At 69.3% G+C, this 13,062-nt stretch carries 14 protein-coding genes; 3 read left to right on the top strand and 11 right to left on the bottom strand.

The window, feature by feature from the left end:
• Positions 1 to 2 precede the first annotated feature (2 nt).
• The 4 genes from ACAG25_RS22940 to menE all read right to left on the bottom strand — a co-directional run bounded on the left by ACAG25_RS22940 (position 3) and on the right by menE (position 3,567).
• The gene (locus tag ACAG25_RS22940) at positions 3 to 1,022 is read right to left on the bottom strand and encodes a sensor histidine kinase (protein ID WP_370490782.1); all 1,020 of its coding nucleotides are present in this window, start codon (positions 1,020 to 1,022) and stop codon (positions 3 to 5) included.
• A complete protein-coding gene (locus tag ACAG25_RS22935) occupies positions 1,009 to 1,719 on the bottom strand; it encodes a response regulator transcription factor (RefSeq protein ID WP_370490781.1) in 711 nt (236 codons plus the stop codon). The genes ACAG25_RS22940 and ACAG25_RS22935 overlap by 14 nt, the downstream gene beginning before the upstream one ends.
• Before the next feature lie 67 nt (positions 1,720 to 1,786).
• A complete protein-coding gene (locus tag ACAG25_RS22930; protein WP_370490780.1) occupies positions 1,787 to 2,401 on the bottom strand; it encodes a pyridoxamine 5'-phosphate oxidase family protein in 615 nt (204 codons plus the stop codon).
• Between the two features lie 8 nt (positions 2,402 to 2,409).
• Positions 2,410 to 3,567, bottom strand: coding sequence for an o-succinylbenzoate--CoA ligase (gene menE, locus ACAG25_RS22925; protein ID WP_370490814.1), 1,158 nt, complete (start codon positions 3,565 to 3,567; stop codon positions 2,410 to 2,412).
• Positions 3,568 to 3,768: 201 nt separating this feature from the next.
• Here menE and ACAG25_RS22920 point away from each other — a divergent pair, with 201 nt between their 5' ends.
• From ACAG25_RS22920 to ACAG25_RS22910, 3 genes are read left to right on the top strand one after another with little or no spacing between them, the layout of a single operon-like run.
• Positions 3,769 to 5,025 carry an anion permease gene (locus ACAG25_RS22920; protein WP_370490779.1) on the top strand — a complete coding sequence of 419 codons (1,257 nt, stop codon included), beginning with the start codon at positions 3,769 to 3,771 and terminating at the stop codon, positions 5,023 to 5,025.
• 16 nt (positions 5,026 to 5,041) lie between these two features.
• Positions 5,042 to 5,329 carry a hypothetical protein gene (locus ACAG25_RS22915; protein WP_370490778.1) on the top strand — a complete coding sequence of 96 codons (288 nt, stop codon included), beginning with the start codon at positions 5,042 to 5,044 and terminating at the stop codon, positions 5,327 to 5,329.
• A gap of 9 nt (positions 5,330 to 5,338) precedes the next feature.
• A complete protein-coding gene (locus ACAG25_RS22910) occupies positions 5,339 to 5,638 on the top strand; it encodes a DUF3349 domain-containing protein (protein ID WP_370490777.1) in 300 nt (99 codons plus the stop codon).
• On the opposite strand, the gene ACAG25_RS22905 is transcribed toward ACAG25_RS22910, so the two are convergent.
• The 7 genes from ACAG25_RS22905 to fadD8 all read right to left on the bottom strand — a co-directional run bounded on the left by ACAG25_RS22905 (position 5,635) and on the right by fadD8 (position 12,912).
• The gene (locus ACAG25_RS22905; protein ID WP_370490813.1) at positions 5,635 to 6,021 is read right to left on the bottom strand and encodes a VOC family protein; all 387 of its coding nucleotides are present in this window, start codon (positions 6,019 to 6,021) and stop codon (positions 5,635 to 5,637) included. The genes ACAG25_RS22910 and ACAG25_RS22905 overlap by 4 nt on opposite strands.
• Positions 6,022 to 6,044: 23 nt before the next feature.
• Positions 6,045 to 7,583 (bottom strand): long-chain-fatty-acid--CoA ligase, encoded by a 1,539-nt coding sequence (locus ACAG25_RS22900; RefSeq protein WP_370490776.1) that lies wholly within the window; start codon positions 7,581 to 7,583, stop codon positions 6,045 to 6,047.
• On the bottom strand, positions 7,580 to 8,464 hold the full coding sequence (locus ACAG25_RS22895) for an SDR family oxidoreductase (RefSeq protein WP_370490775.1): 885 nt from the start codon (positions 8,462 to 8,464) through the stop codon (positions 7,580 to 7,582). Before ACAG25_RS22895 ends, ACAG25_RS22900 begins: the two co-directional genes overlap by 4 nt.
• A 43-nt stretch (positions 8,465 to 8,507) precedes the next feature.
• The gene (locus ACAG25_RS22890; protein WP_370490774.1) at positions 8,508 to 9,419 is read right to left on the bottom strand and encodes a 1,4-dihydroxy-2-naphthoyl-CoA synthase; all 912 of its coding nucleotides are present in this window, start codon (positions 9,417 to 9,419) and stop codon (positions 8,508 to 8,510) included.
• A gap of 3 nt (positions 9,420 to 9,422) precedes the next feature.
• Positions 9,423 to 9,869 (bottom strand): nitroreductase family deazaflavin-dependent oxidoreductase, encoded by a 447-nt coding sequence (locus ACAG25_RS22885; protein ID WP_370490773.1) that lies wholly within the window; start codon positions 9,867 to 9,869, stop codon positions 9,423 to 9,425.
• Positions 9,870 to 9,923: 54 nt separating this feature from the next.
• On the bottom strand, positions 9,924 to 11,183 hold the full coding sequence (locus tag ACAG25_RS22880) for a hypothetical protein (protein WP_370490772.1): 1,260 nt from the start codon (positions 11,181 to 11,183) through the stop codon (positions 9,924 to 9,926).
• Between the two features lie 85 nt (positions 11,184 to 11,268).
• Positions 11,269 to 12,912, bottom strand: a complete 1,644-nt coding sequence (fadD8, locus tag ACAG25_RS22875) for a fatty-acid--CoA ligase FadD8 (protein WP_370490771.1) — start codon at positions 12,910 to 12,912, stop codon at positions 11,269 to 11,271.
• Between the last annotated feature and the right edge of the window lie 150 nt (positions 12,913 to 13,062).

The following is a 13,062-nucleotide window of genomic DNA, read 5'->3' as shown; positions in this document are numbered from 1 at the left end:
GGTCACGCCAGCGGCAGCCGCACCTCGAAGCGCGCGCCGGTGGTCAGATTGTGCGCCGAGACGGTGCCGCGATGGGCCTGCACCAGTCCGGCCGCGATCGCCAGCCCCAGGCCCGATCCGCTGGGCAGCGACGAATCCGCCCGCGGCACACGGCCGTTGGAGCCGCGGTACGCGACATCGAACACGCGCGGCAGGTCGGCTTCGTCGATGCCGACCCCGGTGTCGTCGACGCGCGCCCACGCGGCGTGCCCGTCGGCGCCCAGGGCGAGCTCGACCCGGCCGCCGGGCGGGGTGTGGGCGATCGCGTTGGCCACCAGGTTCGACAACACCCGCACCAGCGCGCGGTGGCTGCCCAGGACGCGCACCGGCTGCTCGGGCAGGTCGGCGCGCAATTGCACACCGGCGCGTTCGGCGGTCAAGCGGTGGGCTGCGAGCACGTCGTCGACGACCTCGTCGAGGGCGACGGGGTCCAGCGACGGGGTCAGTGCGCCGGCGTTGATCTTCGACATCTCGAACAGGTCGTCGACCATCTCGCTGAGCCGCACCGACTCGTGCTCGATGTGCTGGGCGTGCGCGGCGACCTCCTCGGCGGGCACCACCCCGTCGGCGAGCGCCTCGGCCACCGCCCGGATCCCGGCCAGCGGGGTGCGCAGATCGTGGCTGACGAAGGCCACCAACTGCCGCCGCGACTGTTCGGCGGCCTGTTCGGAGTCGCGGATCTCGGCCTCCCACACCGTGCGACGCGCCTGGTAGCGGCCCAGCATCACCGCGGCCGGGATCGTCACGATCGCCACCACCACCAGCACGACGCACGTCCGCGAGAACGTCTCGGTCACCGTGAACCCACTGGCGCCCAGCACCCCGGTGAAGGTCGCGAGCACCGGGATGAGCACCAGCGCGACCATGCTCACCGCGAGCGACCACGAGCGCGCGATGCGGATCACCGCGGCGCCGGCGATGACTACGGGTACCGAGCAGGCCAGGGCCCAGCCGACGATCTCGGCGAACTCAGCTGGCGGCATCCGTCTGTCCGGAGGCCGGCGCGGGTTGCTGCGACGCCCACATGTAACCGCGGCCCCACACCGTCTGCACCCGGTGCCGGTCGCCGAGTTTGGCGCGCAACCGCTTCACGTGCACCGTCACGGTGGACAGGTCGCCGAAGTCCCACCGCCAGACCTGCTTGAGCAGGTCCTCGCGGGTGAACACGACGTCGCTGTGAGTCAGGAAGAACACCAGCAGGTCGAATTCGCGGTTCGTCAGGCTGACCGGGACGCCCGCCACCGATGCCGTGCGGGCCGCGGGTGACACCGTCAGATCGCCGGACCGGATCTGGTCGGGGGACGGCCCGGCGGCGGGACTGCGGCGCAACACCGAGCGGACCCGCAGCACCAACTCGCGTGGACTGAACGGTTTGGTCAGGTAGTCGTCGGCGCCGGCCTCGAGGCCCGCGATGCGGTCCTCCTCCTCGCCGAGCGCGGTCAGCAGGATGACCGGCATCGAGAAATCGCCGCCGCGCCGCAGTCCGCGGCACAGCGACAGTCCGTTGGGCCCGGGCATCATCACGTCGAGGACGGCGACGTCGATGCGTTGGGAACGCAACAGGCGCAGCGCTTCGGTGCCGTCGTTGGCGGACAGGACTTCCAGACCGTCGCGCTCCAGGTACCGACGCACCACGTTGCGCACGACGTCGTCGTCGTCCGCGATCAGCACACGGGTCACCACACCGAGGTTAGCGCGCAACGACGGTTGCCCGCCTGGATGTCATCCAATCGTCAGTGTTGGCCGTTCAGTACAGCATGGTGCGCATGTTGGACTCGCTGAAGTAGTCGGTCAGCTGCCCGAGATCGGCCGACTCCCACATCATCTTGACCAACTGCGCGGCACTGGGAACCGCGGCGGGATCCCACGTGTCGGGTTGCCAGGCCTCAGCGCGCAGAAATGCCTTGGAGCAGTGGAAGAACACCTCTTCGACATCGATTTCCAGCGCCAGGAGCGGACGTTTGCCCGCGACCACCATGGTGTCGAAGTAGTCGGCGTCGGCCATGACGCGGGCGCTGCCGTTGATGCGCAGCGTGTCCCCGCGGCCGGGGATGACGAACAGGGTGCCCACGCGGGGTCGCTCCAGCACGTTGAGGTAGCCGTCGACCCGCCGGTTGCCGGGGCGTTCCGGAATCGCGATGGTGGTGTCGTCGATGACGTGGACGAATCCGGCGGGGTCCCCTTTGGGTGAGACGTCCACCCGGCCTGCGGCGTCGGTGGTCGCGACGAAGCCCAGCGGTGTGTGCGCCAACCACTGCCGGTGCGGCGGCAACAGCCGGTCCTTGACCTTGTCGATGACCGGTTGGCTGGGTTGGCCGACGATGGCGCGCAGTTCCTCGGCGCTGGTGACCTGGCGGCTCATGGGTCCCATCATGCCGAAGGCGCGGCGTCTTCGAACCGGCTCGCCAGCGCGCGCCGGTCCACCTTGCCGATGCCTCGCCGTGGCAGCTCGTCGACGACGTGCAGTTCCCGCGGCGCGGCCGTCGGCGCCAGCCGGGTGGCCACGTGCTCGCGCAGCGCTTCCAGCGTCACTGTGGCGCCGCGTTCGGGGACTACCGCGACGACCACGCGCTGACCGAGCCGCTGGTCGGGCACGCCGAAGACTGCGCACTCGGCCACCCCCGGATGGGTCTGCACCGCGGCCTCCACCAGTTCCGGCAGCACCGTCAGCCCACCGGTACTGATGCCGTCGTCGGCGCGGCCCAGAATGCGAAGCGTGCCCGAATCATCCAGCACGCCAACGTCATTGGTTTGGAACCAGCCAGGATCAGCGAACGGGTCCGGGGTGACGGGGTTGCGGTAACCCAGGGCGACCGTCGGCCCACCCAACGAAACCAGGCCGGCGTCGGATACTTTCACCTCCACCCCGGTCAGGGGTCGGCCGTCGTAGACGCAGCCGCCGGCGGTCTCACTCATCCCGTAGGTGCGCACCACCGTAATCCCTGCGGCAGAGGCCTTTTCGGACAGTCCGGCGGGCATCGGACCGCCACCGATCAGGACGGCGTCCAGCGCGGCCAACGCATCGGTGGCGGACCGATCACGCAGCGCCTTGTCCAGCTGTGCGGCAACCAGCGATGCATAGCGCCGGCCGCTGCCCATGGCGGCCACCGCGACCACCAGATCGGCGGGAGCGAAGCCGGGGGGCACCGCCACCGGGTCAGTGCCGGTGAGCGCGCTGCGCACCAGCACCTGGAATCCCGCGACGTGATAGGCCGGCAACGCCAGCAGCCACCGACCCGGTCCGCCGAGCCGGTCGTGGGTGGCCTCCGCGCTGGCGGTCAGGGCCGACACGGGTAGCAGCGCGCCTTTCGGCGGTCCCGTGGTCCCCGAGGTGGACAGCACCACCGCGACGGCGTCGTCGATCGGTTCGCCGGCCCGCAAAGTCGTTGTCAGCAGCGTGATCTGGGCGGGATCCGCAGCAGGTACCGGCAACGCGCAGATGCGGCCGTGCAGGACGTCGTCGGCCACCCGGACAGCGGACACGGCGGCCGGGCCGGAGGGGATCTCGACGGGCTGCAGCGTGGCTATGGTGTGTCCTCGGTCGGCAGGATGCGTGCGGTTCCGATGGTAGCTGTGGGACGGCTGGGATCAGCCGGGCCAACAACATCCGGACGTCAGGTGAACAACAGATGAACAGTGTTCCCAGCGCGGGAAAAGTGGCACGTCAGGACGTCGATTTTTCCGGGTGTCGATTAGTGGATTCCGCGCTGCGAGCAGCAGAATGACGGCATGAGCGCAGAGTTGATCATTCTGGTGCTGTTGGTGGCAACGGCACTGGCGTTCGACTTCACCAACGGGTTCCACGACACCGGGAACGCGATGGCCACGTCGGTCGCGACCCGCGCGCTCAAGCCCAAGTCGGCGGTGTTGCTGGCCGGGGTGCTCAATCTCGTCGGCGCCTTCCTGTCGGTGGAGGTCGCCGTCACCGTCACCACCTCGGTGCTGCGGATCCAGGACGGCGCCAGCGGCGCGCTGCTGCCGACCATCGACGCCTCTACCGGGCTGACCATCATCTTCGCCGGGCTCATCGGCGGCATCCTGTGGAACCTGCTGACGTGGCTCTTCGGCATCCCGTCGAGTTCGTCGCATGCGCTGTTCGGCGGTCTGATCGGTGCCGGGATCGCGGCCATCGGTCTGGGTGGGGTCAACTGGTCCGGGGTGACGGCGAAGGTGCTGCTGCCCGCGCTCGCGGCGCCGGTGATCGCCTGTCTGGTCGCGGCCTGCGGCACCTGGCTGGTCTACCGGATCACCCGCAACGTCGCCAAGAAGCAGCGCGAACAGGGCTTCCGTTGGGGACAGATCGCGACCGCCTCGCTGGTCGCGCTGTCGCACGGCACCAACGACGCGCAGAAGACGATGGGCGTCATCGCGCTCGCGCTGATCACCACCGGTCACCTCAGCGGCGACGTGAAGCAGGACGGGCTGCCGTTCTGGGTGATCTTCAGCTGCGCGGTGGCCATCGGCCTGGGCACCTATCTGGGCGGCTGGCGCGTCATCCGCACCCTGGGCAAGGGGCTCGTCGAGATCGAGTCGCCGCAGGGTCTGGCCGCCGAGGCGTCGTCGGCGGCGATCATCCTGAGCTCCAGCGCGGCGGGTATGGCGCTGTCGACCACCCACGTCGCCACCGGATCGATCCTGGGCAGCGGCGTCGGCAAGACCGGCGCCGAGGTGCGCTGGGCGGTGGCCGGCCGGATGGCCGTGGCCTGGTTGGTGACACTGCCCGCGGCCGGGCTGGTCGGAGCGCTGGCGTTCTGGTTGTCGCACGGGGTGGAGGCGTTGACCGGTTCCGCGTTGGCCGGCGACGGCCTGATCTTCGCGGTGCTGGTGGCCGCGTCCTACGCCATGTGGCGGCGCGCCCAGATCCAGAAGGTGGACCACTCCAACGTCAACGCCGACTGGGACGGCCAGACCAACTCGGTCATCCCGGCCGAACTGCGCGAGATCCCGACATCGCCCAAGCCGACCGTCGAACCGGTCGCCGTCTGAGCCGGGAAGGACAGTGATGACGTACTTCGAGAGCATCCTGAAGGTGTTGGCCGTCGGCCTCGTGCTGGGGGCCGGGCTGCCGGCGCTGTTCGCCGCCGGATTGGTGGCGTACTCGCGCGGCCAGGGCAGCGACGGGTCCGACGGGTCCGCCGTCGTGGCCGCCCGGCCCGGCATGCGCTACCTGGGCATCGCACTGTTCGTGTTCGTGGCGTGGGCGATCATCACCGCGGTGCTGTGGATCACCCGCGCGACGATCATCCACCACACCGGTGTGGACCTGTTCCCGTTCCTGCCCGCCAAGTGAGTGATGTAAATGGCTTCCGGTGTTTTCGAAAGCGTGCTGACGTGGCTGCACGACGGCTACCCGCAGGGCGTCCCGCGGCATGACTACTTTCCCCTGCTGGCGTTGTTGTCGCGCACCCTGACCGAGGAAGAGGTCGTCGAGGTCGCCCAGGCCGTGTTGCGGGGCAACGATTCCGACACGGTCACCCCGCAGGAGATCCGCGCGGCCATCCACATGGTGACGGCCAAGGAACCCAACCCCGAGGAGATCCACCAGGTCGCGGCCCGGTTGGCCTCGGTCGGGTGGCCGTTGGGGGCGCCGACGCGTTAATTCCGGATGTCGCGCCGCAACGGATGGTCGTCGGGCACCTGCACGAAGATCAGCTCCACCCCGTCCGGATCGCTGACGTGCATCTCGAGCAGTCCCCACGGCTCCTGCTTCGCCTCGCGGGTGATCGTGACACCGCGCGCGCGGAACTCCTCCTGGGTGGCGTAGACGTCGCGCACCTGCAGCCACAGCGCGCCGGGAAACGGCGGCGCACCCTCGTCCGGGCCGCCGTGGCCGGCGATCTCGATCAGCGACTGCCCGGCATAGAACACGGTCCCGGCGGCGTACTCCCGCGCGATCGCGAGGCCCAGCCCGTCGCGATAGAACGCCACCGTGCGCGCATAGTCCTTCGGGCGGAACAGCACCCGGCTGGCCAGGATGTCCATGGTCATTGTGTCTACCAGAGTGCTCAGCCGATGCGGCGCTCCGCGTCGGCCCAGTACGGCTCGCGCAGAGCGCGTTTGAGGATCTTGCCGCTGGGCGTGCGCGGCAACGCGTCGACGACGTCGATGCTCTTGGGCAGTTTGAACCCGGCCAGGCGGCTGCGGGCGAACGTGAGCAGCTCCGTCCGGTCGAGCCGGACGCCGGTCGCGGGGACGACGACGGCCTTGACGGCCTCGCCCCACTTCGGATCGGGGACGCCGATCACCGCGACGTCGGCGACCCCGGGATGCGCCATCAGAACGTTCTCCACCTCGATCGGGTACACGTTCTCACCGCCGGAGACGATCATGTCCTTGACCCGGTCGTAGAGGTACAGGTAGCCGTCGGCGTCGACGTAGCCGGCGTCCCCCGTGCGCAGCCAGCCGTCGGCGGTCAGCGTGGCCGCGGTGGCGTCCGGGTTGTTCCAGTAGCCCAGCATGTTCTGCGCCGAACGCGTCCACACCTCGCCGACCGCACCGGTCGGGACATCCCGACCGTCCGGGCCGACGATGCGCAACTCGACCCACGGATACGGCTTCCCGCACGAGCGCAGCAGCTGCGGCGTGTGGTCGGGGCCGTCGAGTTGGGTGATTGATCCGGACGTCTCGGTCATGCCGTACACCTGCGCGAAGATGGCACCGAACCGGTCGATGCCGCGCAGGAGCACGTCGTCACTGATCGGGGAGGCCCCGTAGACGATCAGGCGTAACGCCGAGTGATCGGCGGACTCGACCTCCGGGGTGTCGAGCAGGGACGCGATGACGGCCGGCACCAGCAGGATGTTGGTGACGCGGTGGCGTTCGATCGCGTCGAGGATCGCCGACGGAACCACGTCGCGGAGCAGCACCGTCGTCGCGCCCTCCCATAACCCGGCGAACACCCAACCGGAACCGGCCATGTGGAACAGCGGCATGACCGCCAGACTGACCGCGTCGGCGGACAGCTGCCACGCCCCCGCAGCCACCCCGCCGGTCTTGCAGACGTAGTTGGCGTTGCTGAGCATCACCCCCTTGGGCAACCCCGTGGTGCCCGAGGTGTACATCAGCATCACCAGGTCGTCGGCAGCCGTGCGCACCCCGGGGTCGACGGCCGAGTGGCCGGCCACCCAGTCGTCGAAATCAGGCCAGCGGTCGTGGGATCCGACCGCGACGAGCGTCGCGTCGAGGTCGTTCTCGACGGCTTCGAGTTGGCCGAAGAACTCGGCGCCGACGACGACGACCTTCGCGTCGCAGTCGGCGAGGATGTGGCGGATCTCCGGGGCGGCCAGGCGCCAGTTCACCGGCACCGCGACCGCGCCGAGTTTCGCCAGACCGAAAGCGACGTCGAAGAATTCGACGCTGTTCTTCTCGACGAACGCCACCCGGTCCCCGCGACCGACACCGGCCGAGGCGAAGGCCTGCGCGGCCCGGTTGGAGCGGGCGTCGAGGTCGGCGAAGGTCAGGACGCGGTCGTCGACGATCAGTGCCGGCGCGTCGGGACGCGCACGCCCGTGGACGCGGAGGATGTCGGCGACGGTCGCGATCATCGATCGGTGGGCTGCATCCGTTGGCGCTTCATGATGGCGTCCACGGCGCCCGGGGCGATGCTGTTGATCGCGTGGGCGGTCACGGCGATGCGCGGTGCGATGCTGACGGGGCGGTGGCGCGCGGCGGTGACCATCCATCCGGCGGCCTCGGCGGCCGACAGTCCGGGCAGCCCGTCGTAGGCGCGGGTCGGGGCGATCATCGGGGTCTTGACCAGCGGGTAGTACAGCGTCGTGGCGTGCACACCGCGGCCGGCCCACTCGGTTTCGATGATCCGGCTGATCGACGACAACGCCGCCTTGGACGCGTTGTACACCCCGAACAGCGGCGGCGACTCGGTCTTCACACCCCACGTCGACACGTTGATGATGTGGCCGTCGCCGCGCTCGAGCATTCCGGGGGCCAACCCGCGGATCAGCCGCAGCGGACCGTAGTAGTTCAAGGCCATGGTGCGCTCGACGTCGTGCCAGCGGTCCAGCGATTCGGTCAGCGGGCGGCGGATCGAGCGGCCGGCGTTGTTGATCAGGATGTCGACGCCACCGAATTCCTCGCCGACAGCGGCCACCAGGTCGTCGACGGCGTCGAGGTCGGACAGGTCGCTCGCATACGCGCGCGCGGCGCCGCCGTCGGTGGTGATGCGTTCGACGAGCGCGTCGAGCAGTTCCTGGCGCCGCGCCACCGCGATGACCGTGGCGCCGCGACGGGCCAGCTTCTCCGCGGCCGCCTCCCCGATACCCGACGACGCGCCCGTCAGCAGGATCCGCTTCCCGGCCAGGTCGACGATGTCGCGTGACGTCCGCTCCAGCAGCGCCGGCAGGATCGGCGGACGCATGCTGGTCAGCAGCACCTGATCGGCCAGCCGCCGCAACGGATTCCTGCTCATGGTCTCGTCCTCTCCCTGGTCCGCTCCGTTGGTCCGGCGGCGGTCAGAAGTAGCGGGGGAACGGCGACCAGTCGGGGTCGCGTTTCTCCAGGAACGCGTCGCGGCCCTCGACGGCCTCGTCGGTCATGTAGGCCAGGCGGGTGGCCTCGCCGGCGAACAGCTGCTGACCCACCAACCCGTCGTCGAGCAGGTTGAACGCGTACTTGAGCATCCGGATGGCTTGCGGCGACTTGCCGTTGATCTCCGAAGCCCATTGCAACGCAACGGTTTCCAAGTCCGCGTGGTCCACCACTTCGTTGACCGCGCCCATCGCGTGCATCTGCTCGGCGGTGTAGGCCCGCCCCAGGAAGAAGATCTCGCGCGCGAACTTCTGTCCGGTCTGGCGTGCCAGGTACGCGCTGCCGTAGCCACCGTCGAACGAGCCGACGTCAGCGTCGGTCTGTTTGAACCGCGCGTGCTCGCGGCTGGCCAGCGTCAGGTCGCACACCACGTGCAGCGAGTGGCCGCCGCCGGCGGCCCACCCGTTGACCAGGCAGATCACCGGCTTCGGCATGAACCGGATCAGTCGCTGCACCTCCAGGATGTGCAGCCGGCCGGCGCGGGCCGGATCCACGGTCTCGGCGGTCTCCCCGGACGCGTACTGGTAGCCCGACCGGCCGCGGATGCGCTGGTCACCGCCCGAACAGAACGCCCAGCCGCCGTCCTTGGGGGACGGACCGTTGCCGGTCAGCAGGATGACGCCCACGTCGGACGACATCCGGGCGTGGTCGAGCACGCGGTAGAGCTCGTCGACCGTGTGGGGTCGGAACGCGTTGCGCACCTCGGGGCGGTCGAACGCGACCCGCACCGTCGGCAGGCGCCGCCCGTCGGCGACGTGGCGGTGATAGGTGATGTCGGTCAGGTCCTCGAAGCCGGGGACCGGCTCCCACAGGCTGGCGTCGAACGGGTTGTCCACCTGTCAGACGCTATCGAACCGGAACACCGCGCAGCGCCCGGCCAGCCTTTCGAACTCGTCGGGGTTCGCCCCGGTGACCAACCCGGCGTTCTTCATGAAGTCGACACCGGTGGGCACCAGGGTCGGGAACTGGCGCAACAGCGGGCGGGCCTCCTCGGCGGGGAGCTCGACCATCCGCACCGGTTCGCGCACCTTGCCGCGGGTCAGCGTCGCCTCGGGGTGGGCCTGTGCGTTGCGGACCCAGTCCGCGCCGGGAAAGCCGCCGACCACGTAGCGTCGGCCGTCGACCTCGAACGGGGTGATCGGCGTCGAGCGCAGGCGTCCGGACTTGCGGCCCGTGACCGTCAGCACCACGGGCCCGTCTTTGATGAGCCCGATCCGAACCCCGGCCATCAGGGTCTTGTTGAGCGGTTTGAGCCACCACGGTGGCCGGATGCGTGCATTGCCCATGGGTCCGAAGTTACGCCTGGAAACCGATTCTGGCCGCCCCGCACGGTGTCTGGGTCAGTCAGCGACGATCGCGGCGACGTCCGACCGGTCCCACAGATTCAGGAAGTTGGTCATCATCAGCAGCCGGCTGCGGATCTGCTCGTCGTCGGCGACCCGCGGGTCGAATCGGTCGGCCACATCCGGGGGGAGCGCCTTGAGGAGGAACCCCGGGACGTCGAGCAGCCACGTCGTCCCCATGATCGCGACGTAGGTCAGTAAGTGGGCGCGCAGTCGCGTGACATCGAGCGGCGGACCGCCGGCAGAGACGTACTCGGCGACGAGGTGCTCGAGCAGTTCGTCGAGATGCGTGTCCCACAGGGCGGTTTCGGCGCTGCACAGCGAACCCCACACCGCCATCGCCAGGTTCATCTCGCCGACGCAGCCCCAGTCGAGTAGGCCGCACCGCAGTGCGTCGCCGTCGCGCCAGAACCACGCATTGTCCACGTTGGCGTTCCAATGACACAGCGCGACGTAGTCCGGGTCACCGAGGGTGTCCCACAGGGCGTCGACCCGGCCGGGCACACCGGGGGCCTCGCGCCGCAGCCGCGAGAGGAATTGTGGCGTCGTGATATTCGCGGGCAGCAGGCCGGGGCGGCCCGCCAGTTCGGCGAGTTGGTCGAGCCGGCGATGTATCTGTTCGCCGGTCGGGGGCGGGCGTTCCCCGACCGACAGGGCGCGCATGTCGACGGCGAAGTCCGCATCGGTGCCGAGCCGGCCGCTCTTCTGGGCGCCGGCCAACCGCCCCAGCGCCGTGAACAACGCGCGGTAGTGCGCCAGCGGGTCGGGCATCGTGTAATCGGCGCACTTGTCGTAGTGCGGTTCGACGCCGTTGACGCCGAACGGGATTCGGCTCGTGATCAGAGTTCCGGTCCCGGTGGCGGCGTGATAGTCGGCGAACACACAGCGCGGCACGGCGATCGGGAAACTCTGGTCGCGGGTCAGCAACGCGAAACGCACCTCGAGTGCCATCTGGCTGCGCCCGAGGTCGCGGGCCGGGTCGTCGAAGTCGCGGGAGAACTTGACGAACAATTCGTCCGGAAGGTCGGTGGGCTGCCGGTAGGAGACGGTCAGCAGTGCCTTGCGGCCGGTGCTGCCGCCGCGGAACTCGCGGACCTCGTCGACGGAGACGACGGCGTTGCCGGCCGCCAGGGTGCCGGCGCGGTGCAGCGCGTCGGTCAGGAACGCGGGTCCGCCGGCTGTGAGCGCCTCGGCGTCGCCGGGAAAGTCGAGACCGAGGTGGTCACCGGGAAACCAGCGGCCCGCGAGCGCGCCCAAAGTGCTCACCTTTCCCCGGTGTGTTGCGCACAAACACGCGCGCTCGCCACAACGGGTCTCAGCCTACGGTGCCTGACTCGTCGGCTCAGCCGACGGAACGGTCGGCGCCAGCCCAGAACTGTGCCCGGACCGCCTTCTTGTCCGGCTTGCCCAGCGCGGTCACCGGCACCGAGTCCACCACGATCACCTGCTTGGGGGACTGCACCGAACCTTTGCGCTCCTTGACCGCGGTCTGGATCTCGGTGGTCATCCGCGCGACCGCCTCCTCGGAGCCGTCGGCGTCGGGACGCAGCACGACCACCGCGGTGACCGCTTCGCCCCACTTGTCGTCCGGAGTGCCGATGACGCACACCTGGGCCACCGAAGGATGTTCGGCCACAACGTCTTCCACTTCACGGGGGAACACGTTGAACCCACCCGTGACGATCATGTCCTTGGTGCGGTCGACGATGTAGTAGAAGCCGTCCTCGTCCTCGCGGGCCAGGTCGCCGGTGTGCATCCAGCCGTCCCGGAACGTGTCCGCGGTGGCCTCGGGCAGGTTCCAGTACCCGCCGGACAGCAGCGGCCCGGACACGCAGATCTCGCCGACCTCGCCCTGGGGCACCGGCCGGCCGTCGGAGTCGAGCAACGCCACGCGCGCGAACAGCGTCGGCCGTCCGCACGACGTGAGCCGCTTCTCGTCGTGGTCCTTCTTCGACAGGTAGGTGATCACCATCGGCGCCTCGGACTGGCCGTAGTACTGCGCGAAGATCGGGCCGAAGCGGCGGATCGCCTCCTTGAGCCGGACCGGATTCATCGCCGAGGCGCCGTAGTAGACGGTCTCCAGCGACGACAGATCGCGGGTGTGCGAATCCGGGTGGTCCATCAGCGCGTAGATCATCGACGGCACCAGCATCGTCGCGGTGATCTTCTGCTCTTCGATGACGCGCAGCACCTCGGCGGGGTCGAACTTCGTCATCACCCGCAGCTCACCGCCTTTGACGATCACCGGGGTGAAGAAGGCGGCGCCGGCGTGCGACAGCGGTGTGCACATCAGGAAACGGGGGTTCTCCGGCCACTCCCACTCGGCCAGCTGCACCGTGGTCATCGTGGTGATCGACTGCGTGGTGCCGATGACGCCCTTGGGCTTGCCGGTGGTGCCGCCGGTGTAGGTCAGTCCGCCGATGTGATCGGGCGGCAGATCCGCGGCGACCAGCGGCTGGGCCGGGTACTTCGCGGCTTCGGCGGTCAGGTCGACCGCGGTGACGTCGGCCTCGACGAGCTCGGGCGGCACCGGGCCGATGGTCAGCACCTGCTTGAGCGACGGCACCTTCTGCACCAACCCCAGCGCCCGCTCGACGAACATCGGGTTCGGGTCGATGATCAGCGACGTCACCTCCGCGTCGGTGAGCACGTAGGCGTGGTCGTCGAGGGAACCCAGAGGGTGTAGTGCCGTGCGCCGGTAGCCCTGGGTCTGGCCGGCGCCGATGATCATCAGCACCTCGGGGCGGTTCAGCGACAGCAGCCCGACCGCCGCACCGGTGCCGGCGCCCAGCGCCTCGAACGCCTGGATGTATTGGCTGATGCGGTCGGCGAGTTCGCCGCCGGTCATCGTGGTGTCGCCGAGGAACAGCACCGGCCGGTCCTTGTGCCGCCGCAACGCCCCGGCGGTGAGGTGTCCGGAGTGCAGGAAATGACGGAGCATCGGGTCCGACGAGCGCTGGCGCGAGGAGGCATCGACTGCGGTCATGGCTACAGACTAGAACGTGTTCCAATTCCAGCAGAAGGGTCCGGGCGGAATTGCCGCGAAGTCGCGCTAGATGTTCTTCACGGGTAGGTTGTGAACGCGTAGGCGCTCGATTGGTGTCATTCCGCCGATGCCGGTGTGGGGTCGGTGGTG

It is taken from the genome of Mycobacterium sp. pV006 (genome assembly GCF_041287115.1).
Classification (GTDB): domain Bacteria; phylum Actinomycetota; class Actinomycetes; order Mycobacteriales; family Mycobacteriaceae; genus Mycobacterium.
The sequence above is the reverse complement of the archived record's forward strand: the minus strand, read 5'-3'. Positions and strand labels throughout refer to the sequence as shown.

Bases quoted from the DNA above. Each gene is read 5' to 3' on its own strand.
- ACAG25_RS22940 (WP_370490782.1), bottom strand. From the start codon at position 1,022: ATGCCGCCAGCTGAGTTCGCCGAGATCGTCGGCTGGGCCCTGGCCTGC.
- ACAG25_RS22930 (WP_370490780.1), bottom strand. From the start codon at position 2,401: ATGAGCCGCCAGGTCACCAGCGCCGAGGAACTGCGCGCCATCGTCGGC.
- ACAG25_RS22920 (WP_370490779.1), top strand. From the start codon at position 3,769: ATGAGCGCAGAGTTGATCATTCTGGTGCTGTTGGTGGCAACGGCACTG.
- ACAG25_RS22915 (WP_370490778.1), top strand. From the start codon at position 5,042: ATGACGTACTTCGAGAGCATCCTGAAGGTGTTGGCCGTCGGCCTCGTG.
- ACAG25_RS22910 (WP_370490777.1), top strand. From the start codon at position 5,339: ATGGCTTCCGGTGTTTTCGAAAGCGTGCTGACGTGGCTGCACGACGGC.
- ACAG25_RS22905 (WP_370490813.1), bottom strand. From the start codon at position 6,021: ATGGACATCCTGGCCAGCCGGGTGCTGTTCCGCCCGAAGGACTATGCG.
- ACAG25_RS22900 (WP_370490776.1), bottom strand. From the start codon at position 7,583: ATGATCGCGACCGTCGCCGACATCCTCCGCGTCCACGGGCGTGCGCGT.
- ACAG25_RS22895 (WP_370490775.1), bottom strand. From the start codon at position 8,464: ATGAGCAGGAATCCGTTGCGGCGGCTGGCCGATCAGGTGCTGCTGACC.
- ACAG25_RS22885 (WP_370490773.1), bottom strand. From the start codon at position 9,869: ATGGGCAATGCACGCATCCGGCCACCGTGGTGGCTCAAACCGCTCAAC.
- fadD8 (WP_370490771.1), bottom strand. From the start codon at position 12,912: ATGACCGCAGTCGATGCCTCCTCGCGCCAGCGCTCGTCGGACCCGATG.